At 71.0% G+C, this 16,350-nt stretch carries 15 protein-coding genes; all 15 read right to left on the bottom strand.

Features of this window, described 5'->3' with window-relative positions; translation table 11 throughout:
- The 15 genes from EDC29_RS11165 to EDC29_RS11095 all read right to left on the bottom strand — a co-directional run bounded on the left by EDC29_RS11165 (position 1) and on the right by EDC29_RS11095 (position 16,272).
- Entirely contained in the window at positions 1-927 is a 927-nt protein-coding gene (locus EDC29_RS11165; protein ID WP_123140347.1) for a glycosyltransferase family 2 protein, read from the bottom strand.
- A gap of 2 nt (positions 928-929) precedes the next feature.
- On the bottom strand, positions 930-1,700 hold the full coding sequence (locus EDC29_RS11160; RefSeq protein WP_243695643.1) for a polysaccharide deacetylase family protein: 771 nt from the start codon (positions 1,698-1,700) through the stop codon (positions 930-932).
- Positions 1,697-2,653 carry a glycosyltransferase gene (locus tag EDC29_RS11155; protein WP_123142563.1) on the bottom strand — a complete coding sequence of 319 codons (957 nt, stop codon included), beginning with the start codon at positions 2,651-2,653 and terminating at the stop codon, positions 1,697-1,699. The genes EDC29_RS11160 and EDC29_RS11155 overlap by 4 nt, the downstream gene beginning before the upstream one ends.
- Before the next feature lie 24 nt (positions 2,654-2,677).
- On the bottom strand, positions 2,678-3,772 hold the full coding sequence (locus EDC29_RS11150) for a glycosyltransferase WbsX family protein (RefSeq protein ID WP_242465928.1): 1,095 nt from the start codon (positions 3,770-3,772) through the stop codon (positions 2,678-2,680).
- A gap of 99 nt (positions 3,773-3,871) precedes the next feature.
- Positions 3,872-4,930 (bottom strand): glycosyltransferase, encoded by a 1,059-nt coding sequence (locus EDC29_RS11145; RefSeq protein ID WP_132229854.1) that lies wholly within the window; start codon positions 4,928-4,930, stop codon positions 3,872-3,874.
- A 130-nt stretch (positions 4,931-5,060) separates the two neighbouring features.
- The gene (locus tag EDC29_RS11140; RefSeq protein ID WP_132229853.1) at positions 5,061-5,915 is read right to left on the bottom strand and encodes an ABC transporter permease; all 855 of its coding nucleotides are present in this window, start codon (positions 5,913-5,915) and stop codon (positions 5,061-5,063) included.
- Complete coding sequence (locus EDC29_RS11135; RefSeq protein WP_123140351.1) at positions 5,912-6,340, bottom strand: hypothetical protein; 429 nt, start codon at positions 6,338-6,340, stop codon at positions 5,912-5,914. The genes EDC29_RS11140 and EDC29_RS11135 overlap by 4 nt, the downstream gene beginning before the upstream one ends.
- Positions 6,341-6,347: 7 nt before the next feature.
- Complete coding sequence (locus EDC29_RS11130) at positions 6,348-7,160, bottom strand: formyl transferase (RefSeq protein ID WP_132229851.1); 813 nt, start codon at positions 7,158-7,160, stop codon at positions 6,348-6,350.
- A complete protein-coding gene (locus EDC29_RS11125; RefSeq protein ID WP_123140353.1) occupies positions 7,157-8,377 on the bottom strand; it encodes a prenyltransferase/squalene oxidase repeat-containing protein in 1,221 nt (406 codons plus the stop codon). The genes EDC29_RS11130 and EDC29_RS11125 overlap by 4 nt, the downstream gene beginning before the upstream one ends.
- Positions 8,374-9,777 carry a phenylacetate--CoA ligase family protein gene (locus tag EDC29_RS11120; protein ID WP_132229849.1) on the bottom strand — a complete coding sequence of 468 codons (1,404 nt, stop codon included), beginning with the start codon at positions 9,775-9,777 and terminating at the stop codon, positions 8,374-8,376. The genes EDC29_RS11125 and EDC29_RS11120 overlap by 4 nt, the downstream gene beginning before the upstream one ends.
- Positions 9,777-10,919, bottom strand: a complete 1,143-nt coding sequence (locus EDC29_RS11115; protein ID WP_132229847.1) for a glycosyltransferase family 4 protein — start codon at positions 10,917-10,919, stop codon at positions 9,777-9,779. The genes EDC29_RS11120 and EDC29_RS11115 overlap by 1 nt, the downstream gene beginning before the upstream one ends.
- Positions 10,916-12,139: a glycosyl hydrolase gene (locus EDC29_RS11110; RefSeq protein ID WP_132229845.1), complete on the bottom strand. Its 1,224-nt coding sequence runs from the start codon at positions 12,137-12,139 to the stop codon at positions 10,916-10,918. Before EDC29_RS11110 ends, EDC29_RS11115 begins: the two co-directional genes overlap by 4 nt.
- Positions 12,136-13,410, bottom strand: a complete 1,275-nt coding sequence (locus EDC29_RS11105) for a putative O-glycosylation ligase, exosortase A system-associated (RefSeq protein WP_123140357.1) — start codon at positions 13,408-13,410, stop codon at positions 12,136-12,138. The genes EDC29_RS11110 and EDC29_RS11105 overlap by 4 nt, the downstream gene beginning before the upstream one ends.
- The gene (locus EDC29_RS11100; protein ID WP_165913494.1) at positions 13,407-14,522 is read right to left on the bottom strand and encodes a glycosyltransferase family 4 protein; all 1,116 of its coding nucleotides are present in this window, start codon (positions 14,520-14,522) and stop codon (positions 13,407-13,409) included. The genes EDC29_RS11105 and EDC29_RS11100 overlap by 4 nt, the downstream gene beginning before the upstream one ends.
- Complete coding sequence (locus EDC29_RS11095) at positions 14,515-16,272, bottom strand: asparagine synthetase B family protein (RefSeq protein WP_165913493.1); 1,758 nt, start codon at positions 16,270-16,272, stop codon at positions 14,515-14,517. The genes EDC29_RS11100 and EDC29_RS11095 overlap by 8 nt, the downstream gene beginning before the upstream one ends.
- Positions 16,273-16,350 lie beyond the last annotated feature (78 nt).

Genomic DNA, 16,350 nt, shown 5'->3' with positions numbered 1-16,350 from the left:
TCACTCGTGGCCGCGCGCGCGGGTGTCGTAGAGCCCGTGGATGGTACCGAGGAAGTGATGGATCAGGATCTCGCGCCTGAAGGTCTCGTCGGCCGGCGCGGTGGCGAGCGCCAACAGCCAGCGACCGACCGCGCGCGCGAGTTGCGGCAGCACATAGAGCGGCACGCCGAGCAGCCGGCGCCCCCCGGGCAGTCCCCGCGCCTGGGCGAGGTTGCGACTGTTCTGGTAGCGCCAGCGGCGGAAATAGCGCCGTTCGAGACGGAAGGCCTCGACCTTGTGATGGACCCGCGCCCGCGGCAGCCACACCACCCGCATCCCGGCGGCCAGCACCCGCTCGAACAGCTCGCCGTCCTCACCGCTGGCGAGCACCGCGCCCTTGCGCCCGCGGTTCACGTCGAACCCGCCGACGCGCTCGAACACCGCGCGGCGGAAGGCCATGTTGGCGCCATAGGGGGGCGAGTCGCCGGGGTTGAAGACGAAGGGGCCTCGCTCGTCCATGCGGACTGCGAGGAAGCCGTGGAAACGCGCGCTCAGCCAGGACGGCGGCGGTCGCTCCCAGATCGGCGCGATATAGCCGCCGCAGGCGTCCGCCCGCTCGCGCTCGAGCCCGTCGAGCACCTGCTCGAGCCAGTCGGGCTCGGGCAGCACATCATCGTCGGTGAACAGCAGCACCTCGCCCCGGGCGCTGGCGATGCCCTGGTTGCGCGCATGGGAGAGCCCCTGACGCGGCTCGCTGACCGCGCGCAGCCGCGACCAGCCCGCCGCGCGCTCGCGCAGCAACGCGGCGGTGTGATCGCTGGAGTTGTTGTCGACCACCACCACCTCCCAGTCGCACCCCGGCGGCGTACGCAGTGCCGCCAGGGCGTCGAGGGTCTCGGCCAGGGAGTCGGCGCGGTTGTAGGTACAGACGATGATCGAGGCGTCCATGATCAGACCTTGCCGAGTAGACGGCGCAGATAGTAGCGAACCAGGGGCATCAGCCCGCCGTCGTTGGTGCCGAGGCGGATCTTGCGCAGCAGCGTCCGCGGGCTGTCGTCGCCTTGGACATCGATGCGCCGCAGCCTCCAGCGATCCTCGCCGCGACGGTTGAAACCGCTGCGGGTGGAGAAGGCGAGACGATAGCCGGCGGCGCGCGCGGCCTCGGCCACCCGCTCGTCGACCGCGCCGAAGGGATAGGCGAGCGCCTCGACCGGCTCGTCGAGCAGGGCCTCGAGCCGCACGCGCGAACCCGCCAACTCATCGGCGAGCGCCGTCGCGTCGAGCGCGGTGAGCCGCGGATGGGTGCGCGAGTGCGACTGGAAGCTCACCCCGTGGGCACGCAGCGTGGCGATCATCGCGGCATCGAGCAGCGGATAGACCGGTCGCGCCTCATCATCCGTCGCCCAGCGGCTCTCGCCGCCGATCCGGTCGCTGACCAGGAACACCACGCCGGGCCAGTCGAGTTCGCGCAACACCGGCAGGACATGGTGATGGAGGTCGCGATAGCCGTCATCGAAGGTCAGCAGGAAGTCCCCCGGCTCGAGCCGCGTCTCACCCGCCAGCCAGGCGGTGAAGTGCTCCAGGGTGACGGCCCGGAAACCGGCGCGGGCCAGCGCGCGCAGCTGCGCGGCGAAACGCGCCGGGGGGACGCAGAATCGCGACCCGGGCAGATCGACCCGGTGATACATCAATACCGGACAACGCTCGGCCCCTGCGCTCACGACTCACCCCCGGGCGCCGGCTGCCCCCGGTCACGCGCCCCGATCAGGGCACGATAAAGCGAACCGGGCAGCAGCGCGCCGAGGGCATGGACAATATCGCCGCGCCCCAGCGCACCGACCCGCAAGGCATGGCGGAACAGCCGCTGCGCCGAGACCAGATCGCGCCGCCACAGTGCGCGATAGGCCTGGTCGCGCAACTGATCGTCGATCAGCGCGCGCAACCGGCGCGCCGGGATCCAGTCGAGCAGCCCCGGGTGCTCGGCGACGAAGCGTCGCTGCACCTCCCAGGCATCGAGCACCTGACGCCACTTCACTGCGGAGATCTGGCCGCTGTCGTGCCAGCGATAGAAGGCGAGCACCTCGGGTACCCGCACCACCCGGTCGGTGAGTCCCAGCAGACGCAGCCACAGGTCGTAGTCCATCGCGGTACGACGGCGCTCGGAGAAACCGCCGACCCCCTGCACCAGTGCGCTCCGCACCAGCACGCCATGGATCGGCCAGGGGCAGCTGCGCACCGCGTGCTCGAGCAGCGCGCGACGATCCCGCTCGGGCGGCACATGGGGCGCGGCGCGTATCCCCTCGCCGACGTTCTGCCAGCCGCAGTAGGCGATATCCGCCTCGGCCTCGCGCAGCGCGCGATGGAGCCGCTCCAGGGTCTCCGGCAGCCACCAGTCATCGGCGTCGAGAAAGGCCAGATAACGCCCCTCGGCATGACGCAGGGCGAGGTTGCGCGCCACATAGGGGCCGCGATTGGGCTGGCGCAGCAACCGGATGCGCGCCCCATAGCCCTCGAGGATGCGCAGCGAGTCATCGCTCGAGCCGTCGTCGACCACGATCAGCTCCACCGCCGGGTGGGTCTGGGCGAGCACGCTGTCGACCGCCTCGGCGACGAAGCGCGCGCAGTTGTAGCAGGGCATGATCACGGAGATGCCGTCAGGCGCGTTCGGCTGCATCGCTCGGGGCTCCAGGGTCGGGGTTCAGGTCGCGGACGGCGCCGCGAGCTCCTCGCGGATCACCTCAAGCCAGCCGGTACCGAAGCGCTGGTCGGGTTCCACGTGGTTGCCCTCGGCCCATTCGTTCCAGGCCTTGAGGAAGACGATGCGTTCCTCTGGCGGATGCTCGGCGACCCGCGCGATGGCCTCGCGCAGGTGCGGGCGGAAGCGCTCCGGGGTCGCCCCGTGGAGCACCAGACCGCGCATGCCGGAGCGCGGCGTGTTGTCCCAGTTGGGCAGCACCAGCGGATAGTCGCGCCAGGGCGCGGGACGGCTGCGCAGCAGGCTCGGGCGCATCTCCTCGTAGTCCCAGATGGTCAGCTGGTGACGGTTGCCGCGCAGCGCCAGGCGCAGCTTGAGCCCGAGATAGCGCCGCGGGATGCGTCCGTCGCGCTGCGGCAGCACCTGCATGGTCGAGGCGTCGAGACCGCGTTCGCGCGGGTCCCAGCGCTCGCTGCGGTGCGACACCCCGATCAGGTGCAGCCCAGGCAGCCCGGCGCGCTCGGCACGCTGGCGCCAGAAGGCGATCACCGCGGCGACGTCGGGGATCAGGTCGGGCTTGTAGATGACGAAGATCGGCTTGCCGTCGACCTTGAGATAGCGCGGATCGGTGAAGGCGCGCAACAGCCAGTCGAAGTGCGCGGCATGGTCGTCCCAGCCGGGATAGACCTGCTCGATCAGGGTCGAGTCGGTGCCCTGCCAGGCGGTGTTCCAGCTGTGGTTCGCCCAGCACAGACAGAAGGGGAAGTCGGGCTCGCCGGAGGCGAGGATGGCCTCGACCGGGCGCTCGAGGATGCGCCGCCCACCGAACCAATAGTGGTAGTAGCAGAAGCCCTCGATGCCGTGGGCTCGGGCCAGATCGGCCTGGGCCTGGCGCGCCTCGGGCAGACGCAGGTCGTAGAAGCCGAGGTCGGCGGGCACGTGCGGCTGGTAGTGGTCGGGGTAGAGCCGCGCGGCGCGGGCGACATTGGTCCACTCGGTGAACCCCTTGCCCCACCAGGCGTCGTTCTCCGGGGTCGGGTGGAACTGCGGCAGATGGAAGGCGATCATCCGCGCCTTCATCGCGCCCGCCCCCGGCATCGCTCGGTGCTGCTTGCTGGCCTCATCGTCATCGACTCCTTGGCGCCCGTCACCACGGACGCGGATTACAGGTCGCGCGGCGCACGCCGACGCGACGACTCATGCCCCGCCCACCTGTCCGGCGTGCTCGAGGATCGCGCGCCAGGCGCCGAGCACCTCGGCGCCCTCACGCTCCGGGGCGTAGTGCGCATGGATGAACTCGGAGGCCGCGCGCCCCTTGGCGGCGAAGGTCTCGGGGTCGCGGTCGAGCCCCTCGATCACCCGCTCGACGGTGCGGGCGAAGCCGAGGATGTCGCCCTGCTCGATCGGATAGGAGAACTCGGGGCGGAAGAACTCGCGCCCGCCGCCGCCGTGGAACCCGACCACCACGCAGCCGCAGGCCATCGCCTCGGCCGCCGGCAGACCGAAGCCCTCGGGATAGCCGAAGCTCAGGAACAGCGCCGAGTCCTGGTAGATCCGCGCCACCTCGTGCTGTGGCCGGTTGATGAAGGGCACCACCTCGAAACCGCGCAGCGCGTCGCGGAACTTGAGGATGTTGATCACCTGCATCGCGTCGGCGCGGTTCTTGATGCAGGAGAAGCAGAGCTGGCGTCGCTTCTCGCCGCGATAGGCGAAGCGCTCGGGGTCGATCGAGAGGCGGAAGCGGTGCAGCGCGAGCGCGGGGAAGGCATGGCGGAGATAGTCCTCACCGTCCTCCGAGTTGACCAGGGTCGCCAGCACGTCGGGGTGCTGGTAGGGGGTGATGCGCCGCTCCGGATCGAGCGAATAACCGTTGAAGGTGAGATAGCAGTTCTGGTTGAGCACCACCTTGGGGATACCGCGCCCCTGGGCGGCGGCCAGGTCCGGGCCGTAGATCTCCGGCACCACCAGGATGTCCCCGGCGCCGATCCTCGCGGCGCGCCCGCCACGGATCGGCAGCTCGATCACCGCCTCCGGGAACAGCCGACGGCGCAGCCGCGCCAGCAGGCGCTCGACGCGGGTCTCGCGCCAGTAGACGATGGCGGTGTCGTTGTCGAACCAGTCGGTGCGGAAACCCGGGGTGCGATGCACCACGTAGGCCGGGATGCCGTGGGCGTTGAGGATGTCGACATGGCGATAGATCACCCGCACGCCACCGACCGGGTGGCGGTGCTCAGGACAGAGATAGTAGATGGCCATGTGGGTCCACGGGGTCGTCCGCGCCGCGGCCGTGCCGCGGCGCCTGGATGGCAAGGGAGTGCCCCGCGCCGCGCCGCTCGGGGCGCGCGCGGGATGGGTGCCGGGTGATGACCTGAGGGACCTGCATGGCTCAGATCACGTCGGCGAAGCGCGACTCGGCGCGCTTGAACAGCCGGTAGGAGAGCGGCAGCAGCAGCGCCGTCAGCAGCATGCCCGGCCACAGGCTGGCGAGGTCGGGGGCCTGGCCGTGGAGCATGGTGCGCTGGAAGGCGTCGATGATCCCGGCCAGCGGATTGAGGGTGTAGATCAGGTAGAGCCAGTCCGACCAGGCCCCGGCGGCCTGGTCCTCGAGCAGACGCTGCTTGACCAGCGACAGCGGATAGATCACCGGCGAGAGATACATCGCGATCTGCAGCAACACCGGCAGCGCCACCCCGATGTCGCGGTAGTAGACGTTGATCGCCGAGCCGACCAGGCTGATGATCAGTGCCGCGAGCAGGGTATAGGCGATGATCAGCGGCACCCACAGCACCTGCCAGGTCGGGGCCATCTGATAGTAGGCCATCAGCGCGGCGAGGATGGCGAAGCTGATCAGCAGCTCGATGAGCTTGGTCAGGGTCGCGGTGATCGGGAAGATCTCGCGCGGGAAGTAGATCTTGCGGATCAGCGCGGCGTTGCCGACCACGCTGTTGACCCCCTCGGAGGCCGACTCCTGGAACAGGATCCAGGGCATCAGTGCGGCGAAGGCGAGTACCGGATAGGGGATGCCGCCGGTCTCGATGCCGACGAACCCCTTGACCACGCTGAAGATCAGCATCAGCAGCAACGGCTTGAGCACCGCCCACACCAGACCGAGATAGGCCTGCTTGTAGCGCACGATGACGTTCTTCCAGGCGAGGGTCAGCATCAGCTCGCGATAGGCGTAGAGTTCGCGCCATACCGACACCCGTGCCTGCGCTCCAGGATGCCCCGCCGTCTCGCTCATGGCTGCTCCAGCATCTGCGCCAGCGCCTTCTGCCCCTGGGCCTCGGCATAGAGCGTCGAGGTCGGCGGCCAGCGCTTGAGCACATAGTCGAACTCACTGATCGCCTGATTGAGCAGATAGCGCCGCTTGCGCTGCTCAAAGGTCTGGTTGGCGCGATTGACGTAGACCAAGCCGTAACAATAGTGGTGGATGTGCAGATGGACCTCCTTGCCGAGCGCCGCACTCCACTGCTCCATCGCCGCCCGATCACCGCTCAGTCGCGCCTGGCAATAGGGCGGCAACATCACGATCTCCAGCGCCGTCGGCTCGGCAGCGCGCACCGGGGACGGCGCCAGCAGCACGGCGCCGAGCAACAGCAGCCCTGCGCCGAGCAGCGCCGCGGCCCGATCCCGACTCGTCTCGCTCACCTGATCGATCCTCTTCATGACATCCTCATTGTTCACTGGGCGCGGCGGCCTCGAACCAGCGCACCCGCGCCGGCAACGCCGGCAGCGGCGCGCGCGCCAGGCGTCGCGCCAGCGCGCGCTCGGCCCTCCAGCTGCGGTCGCGCACCTGATAGAGCCGCCCCCGCCCCGGCTGCACCGCCCCCGGCAGGGTACCGGCGCGCCAGCGCGAGAGCGCCTCGCAATAGACCTCGGCGCTGTCGCGCACCCCGCGCCAGAACAGCGTCAGCTCGTCGTCGTCGGGACGGACCTCGGGGCTGACATGGGCGATCAACCGTCCGGTGTCGATCCCCTGGTCGATGAAGTGCAGGGTGCAGCCGACCTGCTCGGGCTCGCCGTTGTGCAGCGCCCAGAAGGTACAGTCGGCGCCGCGATACTCGGGCGAGAGCCCGCCGTGGAGATTGATCAGCGGGTAGCGTTCGAGCAACGGACCACGGATCAGGCTGGTGCCGAAGACACAGATCAGCTCGGGTGACAGCCGCTCGGCGAGCGCGAGCAGCGCCGGGTCGCTGACGCTCGGCACCTCGTGCGCCAGCTCGGGCCGCGCGAGCGCCGGCGCGGCCTCGCCGAAGAAGAAGCGCGCCTCGGGGTTGCCGCTGTAACGACGACGATCGCGCAGCCAGCGCCACGCCTTGCGCCCGACCACCGCCGGGCGCAGGTTGCGCAGCAGCTTCTCGCGCGTCCACTGGGTCGGCGCCTCGTGGACCACGGCGCAGACCTCGGCGCAGGCGCACAGCCGGTTGGCCAGGTGGAGGTGGCGCGGCGAGCGCCCGCAGAGCACCATGACGCGCGGCCCGCTCATGCCCCGGCCTCCACCGACGCGCGCTCGGGCAGCGGCGGCACGACCTCGTCGGAGCAGGCCATGATCAGCGCATCGGCGAGGAACTTGGTCGCCCAGTTGGGGTACTCGAAGCGCGAATAGCGACCCCAAATCGGCAGCGAGCCTGCCAGCGCGCCGTCGTCCGGTGCGCCGTCGCCGCGCAGACGCTGGTTGCGCGCGAGGAACCCCAGCGAGCGCTCGATCGGTTCGCGCCACGCGCCGACGACCCCGAGCTGCTCGAGCCGCTGCCAGTTGAGCACGATCTGCGCGACCCCGGTCAGACAGCTGTAGCGCGCCGCCGGTCGCCAGTCCTCGGCGAAGGCGCCGGCGATCCAGCCGTCGGCACGCTGCGCGCGCACCAGCGCCCGTGCCGCGCAGGCCGCCGACTCGACCAGCTCGGGGTCGCCCGCGAGCACCCCGCCCTCGAGCAGGCCGCGCATGGCATAGGCGATGTTGTGGGTGAAGGGCGCCTCGCCGCGACGGAAGGCGTTCTCGCGCCACCAGCCGCTGGGGCTCGCCTGCGAGCGCGCCCAGCGCAGGTTGGCCAGCGCCGCCTCGACCAGCCCCGGCTCGCCGCTGGCCAGTCCGGTGCGCAGCAACGCCCAGGCGGCGCGGGTGTTGTAGACGTGGGGGATGGCGTTGTGCACGCTGCGCCGCCAGCAGCCGTCGGGGTCCTGACGCGCGACCATCCAGTGCGCCGCGCGCACCGCCGCGGCGAGACAGTCGTCGCGACCGAGCTGCTGATGACCGGCGAGCAGGCCGTGCATGATCTGGCCGGTGTTGAAGATCACCGGGGTGCTGCCGGGCTCGCCGAAGTGTCCGGGGAAGGCGCCGTCGGGCAACTGCAGCCCCAGCTCCCAGTCGAGGATGCGCCCGGCGCGCGCGGTCAGCTCGGGGCGATCGAGCACCCGCGCGGCGGCGAGCAGGGTCTCGACGATATAGCCGCTGGTCTCGGGATAGCTCGGCAGCCAGCCGTCCTCGAAGCTCCACCCGGCCGAGACCCCGCCGGCGTCGGCGCACCCGTCGCGTCGGTCCTGGGCGCGGCACAGCCAGTCGATCGCCGCGCTCAGGTGCGCGCGCCGGTCGCGCGGGGACTGGGCGGCGGGGCGCAGCAGATCGGCGGCGATCAGGCGCAGATGGGTCGGGCGCCACAACCGGTAACGCCTGGGCAGCCCCAGCAGGGTGAGCGGGGATGTCATCGACTGGACTCCTCATTCTCCACGGCCCCACCGAACGGCGGCGAGACCCGACTGACGACATAGCGATGCTTGCCCGAGGCCTCCGGGGCGATCGCTGCGACCTGCTCGATATCGACCCGCACCGTCGCGCCGAGCCGCTCGGCGAAGGCGGCGAGGATGGTCTGGCGCGAGGCCTCGCGCCAGCGCGCGTTGGTCACCAGCTGGACCTCGATGACATCGAGCGCGTGCTGGATGACCTTGAACTCGGCCACCCCCTCGACCGCGCGCAGGATGTAGATCACCGCCAGGGCGTGCATCACCGTGCCGTCGGGCTTGACCACGAAGTCGGTCGAGCGCCCCAGCACCGCGTCGATCACGTGCAGCCCGCGCCCGGCGCGGCAGGGTTCGGCGCTCAACCGCACCCGATCGCCGGTGCGGTAGCGGATGAAGGGCTGGGCCTCGGAGCAGAGCCCGGTGATCACCGCCTCGCCCGCCTCGCCCGGGGCCACCGCGCGCCCGGCATCGTCGAGCACCTCGAGGATCAGCCCCTCGCTCAGCAGCAACAGCTGACCGGCGGGCGTCTGGTGCGCGGTGAAGCCGATATCGCGACTGCCGAACTCGTTGGCCACGGGCACGCCGAACACGTCGCGTATGATATCACGCTGATGCGGATAGAGCGGCTCACCGGTGGCGCAGACCACCCGCAGGGCGCGCAACCGGGGGATGCGACGCCGCGCCCGGGCATGCTCGGCGAGCAGCGCCAGGCTGCTGGCATAGCCGTAGATACAGGCCGGGTCGAAACGCTCGAGCGCGACGAGATAACGGTCCATGTTGGCCGTCGACATGGCGAAGGCGTCGAGCACCAGCTGGTTGAGCAGACGATCGCGCAGCTGCTTGACGTGATCGGTCCGCGAGAGTTCGACCGGCGCGCCCCAGAGATAGACCTCGGGGTCGCCGACCTCCACCCCCCACCAGCGTCGCGCCCGCATCCGCCCCGCCGCGTCGGCGGCCTGACGCGCGCGACCGAACACGAAACGCAGCGGCGTACCGCTCGACCCGCCGGTGTTGTAGGGCTGCGCCCCGCCCGGCACCCCGCTCCAGCGCATCCGCTCGCCGGCGAGCTGGGCATCGCGCCTGTCCATCGTCGGGATGCGCGCGAGGTCCTCGGGGGTGAGCTCGGTGGCGGCATCGACCGTGCCGAGACCGACCGCCGCCAGCCGCTCGGCATGCCAGGGACAGTGGCCATTGGCGATGCCGAGCAGCCGCGCGAGCCGGCGCCGCTGCAAGGTCTCGATGGCCTCGCGCGACAACCACTGGCTCTGCTCCAGCTCGTCGAGCATGGCGAAGGTCGGGCGTCCCAGCAGCCGTTCCTGGAGCGGATAGACCAGTCGGCGCGAGAGTGCTGCGGGTGTCTTGATCATCACAGTGTCCGGGTCAGCTCGGCGACCCGCTCCCAGGAGAACGCGGCATGGGCGCGGGCGGCGGCCGCCTCGCCCATGCGCGCGAGCAACAGCGGATCGCCGAGCAACCGCGCCAACGCGGCGCTCACCGCCTCGGCGTCGGCGCCCTCGACCCTGAGGCCGGTCTCGCCGTCGAGCACCGCCGCACCGGTGCCACCGGCGCGCCCGGCGAGTGAAGGCGTACCGCAGGCGGCGGCCTCGAGAAAGACCATGCCGAAGCCCTCGGTGTCGCCGTCGATCTCGCGGTTGGGCATGGCGAACAGATCGGCCGCGGCGTACCAGCACGGCAGCGCCTCGGGGGCGACGTGACCGAGCAGATGGACGCGCTCGGCGCAGCCGTGACGCGCGGCGAGCGTCTCCAGATAGTGCTGGTCCTCGCCGATGCCGATCACCGCGTAATGGACGTCGAGCCCCTGCGCGCGCAGCGCGGGCAGCGCCTCGATCACCCGATCGAAGCCCTTGCGCCGACTCAGCCGCCCGACCGAGAGGATCAGCCGCGCGCCCTCGCCGAGCCCCAGCTCGGCGCGCTCCGGGCTGGCGTCGATCGCGGTGTGGAAGCGCGCCAGGTCGACCCCGGGGTGGATCAGCCGGATGCGCGCCGGGCGCACCCCCAGCTCGAGCAGGCGCTCGCGGGTGAAGTCGCTGTTGGCCACCACCCGCTCGGCGCGACGATAGACCCAGCGCATCGCCCACAGCCGACGCGGATAGCGCGACCAGGTGGTGATCTCCTCGCCGTGGGCGTAGACCACCAGCGGGCGGCGGATCAGTCGCGCCAGCAGCCAGGCGACCAGCCCCTCGGGCAGCACCCGACCGGCGTGCACGGCGCTGAAACGCGCGCGCGCGATCGCCGCCAGACCGCCGCGCAACAGCCCCAGATAGCGCGGCAGCGAGGCCGGGCGCAGCCAGCGCGACTCGCGCATCGTCACCCGATGGACGCTGTTGGGCTGGGTGCGGTCGTAGTCCGCGTCGCCCGGCACCCGCGCGGTGACGATATGGGTCCCGGCGCCACCGAGTCGGCGATAGACCTCGGCGAACCACACCGCCGTGCCCCCCTTGGTGGGCATGAACAGCTCGCTCAGTACCAGATAGCGTGCATCCGTCATCCGTGTTCCTCTCCTCGGCGCCACGCGCCCAAGACCGCCAGTAGCGCCCAGGCCGGCAGCACCAGCCCGCTCGACCAGGCGAGCTTGCGCAGCCGGTCGACGCGCGCGGCGCGACGCAGCCAGACCTCGAGCCGGCGCGCGCGATCGCGCACCAGCCACTCCGCGCCCCTCACCTGGCCCGTGGCGAGCGCCTCGGCGGACATGAAGCGCAGTCCCGGCCAGCGCGCGCGCGCCTGTTCGAGCAGCGTCTCGAGCGCGGCATAGGCGCTCTCGGCGTGCTCGCCGGTGAAGTTGAACCTGTGGGTCTCGATCAGCGCCGGGCGCCCCAGCGCGAAGTGGCGCGCGAGTTCGTCGCACAGCCGCTCGGGGCGGTGACCGAGAGCGGGCTCGAAATAGAGATCGCGCACCAGATAGCGCACCCCGCCGGCGCCGCGCTCACCATTGAGGATGTCGCGATCGCAGCCGCCCGGACGCCCGGCGCGGTCGCGCCCGGTGAGACGCCGCCCCGGGGTGATGATCACCCGCACCCCGGCCTCGGCCCAGGCGCGCTCGACCTGCTCGGTCCAGACGAAGGTCGGCGGCACCGCGACCAACGGACGCGCGCCGAAGCTGGTCTCGAAACAGGCGACCTCCTCGGCCACCGCCGCGCGGATCTCGGACTCGGGCAGCGGGCGTGAGGGCAACGTGGTGACATCCGTCCAGCGACTCTGCAGCGCCGAGGGCAGACGCTCGGTATCGCTGCCGGCGGCAGTCTCCAGCCAGTCGCGGACCTCGGCATCGCGGCGCGCGACCGTCAGCAGGCTCGGCGGCCAGTAGTGCTCCATGCCATGGAGCTGGAGCGCGAGCACCCCGCGCGCGCGCCCGGCGAGCAGCGCTTCGCGCATCGCCGCGCCGTCGCTGTCGCACAGCCGCTGACGTCGGTAGCAGCTGATCTCGCCGGCGCGGATCGCGGCGGTGTCGGCGATCGCGAGCACTGCGCCGATGGTCATCACCACCGCCTGCCCGCTGGCGTCGCGATGACGCGCGAGCAGCGCGATCAGGCGCTCGAGCGCGGCGACATGGGACGCCGGCCCCGGCCCCCAGTCGTCGCTCTCGATGATCAGCACCGGGGCGGCGAGCACCGGCTCGCGCCACAGCCGCAGCAGACGCCGACGATAGACGAGGAGGATGGCGCACCAGGCGCAGAGCAGCAGCACGACCAGCGTCGACACCAGGCTCATCGGTCCAGCCCCCGTGCCGGTGCCGGCGCGCGCCGGACGTGCGGTGGCGCGCGCGCCGGCCCATCGGGCTCGAGCGCACGGCGCACCAGGATCTTGGTCATCACCACGATCACCACCAGGTGGTAGTACATGTCGAAGTACTGCAGCCCGAGGAAGGCGCCGGCGACCATGTAGCCGACCAGGCTGACCTGGATCATCGCCGCGAGATCACGCGCCCACCGGAGTTCGGGCTGGCGCTTGGCGTTGCGGATGATCCAGCTCGCCGAGCGCCAGGTGAGCAACAGCAGCAGCAGGAACAGCCCGAGCCCCACCCAGCCGTGCTCGCCGAGCATGCCGAAATAGATGCTGTGCGAGTCGCGCCCGCCCCAGACCACCAGCGCGCGCATGCCGCCACCGATGAAGCGGTGCTGGGCGAGATCGATGGCGTTGTGCCAGGCGCGCACCCGCTCCGAGGCCGACTCGTCCTCCTCCCAGTGCTCGATGGTCTCCATGCGCTGGAACCACTCCTCGGGCATCACGTAGAGCAGCACCAGCGCCAGCGGGATCATCGCCAGGATGGCGGCGAACTTCTGTCGCGACTTGAGCAGGAAGAACAGCATCATCGCCGCCAACCCGAGCAGCGCGCCGCGCGAATGGGTGCCGACGATGGCGATCAGGGTGAGCACGATACCGACCAGCAGCCCGATCCGCGCCCACACATGCGTCATCTGCGCACGCATGTAATAGAGCAGCGGCACCGTCATGATCATCGCCAGACCGAGCGAGTTGCGATCCTCGATGAAGCTGCCCTGGGGACCGAGCACCGAGTTGGCGCTACCGCCGGTGAGCACGAAGACCCCGCCCTTGAAGCCGTAGAAACCGATCGAGAGTGCGATCACGTAGATCAGCAACCGCACCCGCTGCGGATCGTTGATCAACATCAGGGTGACATAGGTCATCAGCATGATCCGCCAGACCTTATCCCACTGCGGCCAGGCCAGCCAGGGATAGAGCGAGAGCGCCGTGGTCATGAACATCCACAGCACCAGGATCAGCAGCACCACGGTCTCGCGCGACCAGGGCAGCGGGTGGCGCTCCTTGGAGGCGATCATCGCGGCGAAGGTCGCCAGCGCCACCATCATCGCGAAGGGCATGGTGGTCGAGAACCCCCAGGCGAGCCGGTGCGGGTTCATGTAGCCGAGCCAGGACCACACCAGGATGCCGACATAGGGGCGCGAGAGGATCACCGGCAACAGGCCGAAGATGATCAGGGTGATGGCGATGTCTCTCACTCGCCGCACCCCTCCCCGCCGGCGATCCGCCGATAGAGCGCGAGCCACAGCGGTCGCACCGCCGGCCAGGAGAAGCGCTCGGCCGCGCGCCGCCCGGCGGCGACCAGCGCGGCGCGGCGCGGCGGATCGTCGAGCAGGGCGCAGGCCGCCTCGGCCAGCGCCTCGGGATCACCCGGGGCGACCAGCACGGCATCGACCCCGTCCTCGACCAGATAGGGCAGCCCGCCGACGCGGGTGCTGACCACCGCCACCCCGCTCGCCCAGGCCTCGAGCACCGAGTTGGGGGTGTTGTCGACCCGGCTGGGGTTGAGCATCAGGTCGGCCTCGGCATAGAGCGCGGCCATCGCCGCGCGCTCGAGCCGACCGCTGAAGGTCACCGACTCGGCGATCCCCAGCGCGCGCGCCTCGGCGGCCAGCGCCGCGGCCTCGGGCCCGGTCCCGGCGATGGTCAGACGTGCCGCCGGCCAGCGCGCGCGGATGCGCGCGAAGGCGCGCAGCGCGGTGGTGTTGTCGTAGATCGCCTCGAGGTTGCGGGTGACCACCAGGTGTGGGGCCTCGGGGTGGCGCGCGGCGGCGGCGCGCGCGGCGAAGCGTTCGAGATCGACGATGTTGGGCACCACCTCGGCCTCCAGGCCGTAGGGCGCGAACACCGCGCGCAGATAGCCCGAGGGCACGGCGATGGCCGCGGCGCGACGCATCAGCGGCACCACCCAGCGCGCCTGGGCGCGCAGGAAGGTCTGTGCCTCGCCGCCGCGATAGTTGATCACCGCCGGTAGCCCGCGGACACGGGCGATCAGCAGCGCCGGGGCGGCGAAGAGGTGCCAGGACCAGCCGGAGTTGGCCATCAGGTGCACCACCCCGCCACCGCCCATGGCGCGCCACAGTCGCCACAGATAGGGCAACAGGCGGAACAGTGCGCGCACCACCGGCAGCCGTCCGGCCCAGGCCGGGCGGTAGGGGGCGTTGACCTGCACCAGCTCGACCGCCAGCCCCTCGGCGCGCAGCAGCTCGGCGAGCTGGCGGGTCTGGTTGGCCATGCCGCCGGCCGGCGGCGGCAGCGGCCCGATCAGGACGATGCGCGCGGGACAGTCGGCCCCGGACGGCTCAGTCATGGAGCCGCACGACCCGGTCGGGCTGGGCATCGAGCCACTCCTCGAGCGTCACCAGCACCCACAGCATCTTGCCGAAATAGGTCGCGTGCTCGGCCTCGTGAGCGCGGCGCAGCCGCTCGACATAGCCCGGCTGCAGCCAGCCGCGACGCTGGCTGTCGGCGAGACGATCGGAGACGCGCTCGCGCAGCGGTCCGTGCTCGCGCACCCAGACCCCGAACGGCAGGCCGAAGCCGTGCTTGCTCTTGTCGATGATGGCATCGGGCAGATAGCCCTTGAGCGCGCGCTTGAAGAACCAGCGCAGATAACCCCGGCGCACCTTCCAGTCCGGCGGCACCTCGCCGGAGAACTCGACCATGGCGTCGTCGATCAGCGGATAGCGCACCTCGACCCCGGCGGCGGCGGCCATCGCCGAGACCTTGCGCAGATCGTTGTCGGCGAGGGTGAACTTGAGGTCGAGATGGAGCATGCGATTGATGTAGCTGTCACTGGCCGCGCGATTGTAGGGATCGCGCAGCAGCGCAGCCGGCGCCTCGGGGTCGATCGCGGCGAGGAAATCGGCGGTGAACATCTCGGCGAGCGGCTGGCGGTGGACGAAGTTGTAGGACTCCATGCGCTCGGGCAGCGGGATGCGCGCCTGGCGCACATAGCTCTGCAGCTTGCGCCCGCCCCACCAGGCTCCCATCCCCGGCAGCGCGGCGAGCGGGTCGATCAGCCCGCGGCGCAGCGGCGCCGGCAGCGCGGCGTAGAGCTCGAAGACGCCCTGCTTGGCGTAGCGCTCGTTGCCGCCGAAGATCTCGTCGCCGCCATCGCCGCCGAGCATCACCCGGTAGCCGTCCGCCGCGGCCAGACGCGCGCAGTGATAGGCCGAGACCGCCGATTCGTTGGCAAAAGGCTCGTCGTAGGTGGTGGCGATCAGCGGGATGGTGGCGAGGACGTCGTCGGGGGTCAGGTAGTACTCGCGCGCGTCGAGCCCGAAGTGGCGGGCGGCGAGCCGCGCGTACTCCATCTCGTCGAAACCCTCGGCGGCGAAACCGATCGAATAGGTGCGCGCCGGCGTGCCCTGCAGCTCGGTGAGCACCCCGGCGACGGTGGAGCTGTCGGTGCCGCCGGAGAGGAAGGCGGCGACCGCGTCCTCGCCCCGGGCGCGCGTCATCGACTCGCGCAGCAGCCCGTGGAAACGCGCGCGCTGCGCGGCGAAGTCGTGGCGGGGCGCGTCGCGATAGGCCAGACGCCAGTAGAAACCGCGCGCCACCCCGCCGCAGGCGTCGATCTCGACCCACTCGGCCGGCAGCAGCTTCTCGACGCCGTGGAACACCGTCCCCGGCGCCGGCACCTGGTAGAAGTAGAGATAGTGAAACAGCCCCTGGGGCGAGAGCGCGGCGGCCACCTCGGGGTGGGCGGCGACCCGGTCGGCGCGGGTGGCGAAGACGGCGCCCTGAGGCCCGACGGCGAAGGCCAGGGAATGGATACCGAGCCGATCGATCGCCAGGGTCAGGGTGCGGCGGCGGCGATCGAGCACGGCCAGCGCGAAGGGTCCGTGCAGCTCACCGAGCAGCGCCCTGCCCCGCTCCTGCCAGCGCGCGAGCAGCGCGCGCGCGGTGACCGGAGCGGAATCATGCGCACTGCGTGGACGACCGACGATCAGCACAAGCAGGCCGTCCGACTCGGCCAGATCGGCCCCGGAGCGACCCGCAAACCCACCCTCGGCAACACAGCGCTGCGCCACCTCGGCGGCACTGCCCTCGAGCATGGTCGCAAGACTTCCCTGAATCTCCGCCACCGGCCGTTGCTCGGCCGGCATCCAACCGCAACACTGCTGCATGGTTCG

It is taken from the genome of Marichromatium gracile (assembly GCF_004343155.1).
Taxonomy (GTDB): Bacteria; Pseudomonadota; Gammaproteobacteria; order Chromatiales; family Chromatiaceae; genus Marichromatium; species Marichromatium gracile.
The sequence above is the reverse complement of the archived record's forward strand: the minus strand, read 5'-3'. Positions and strand labels throughout refer to the sequence as shown.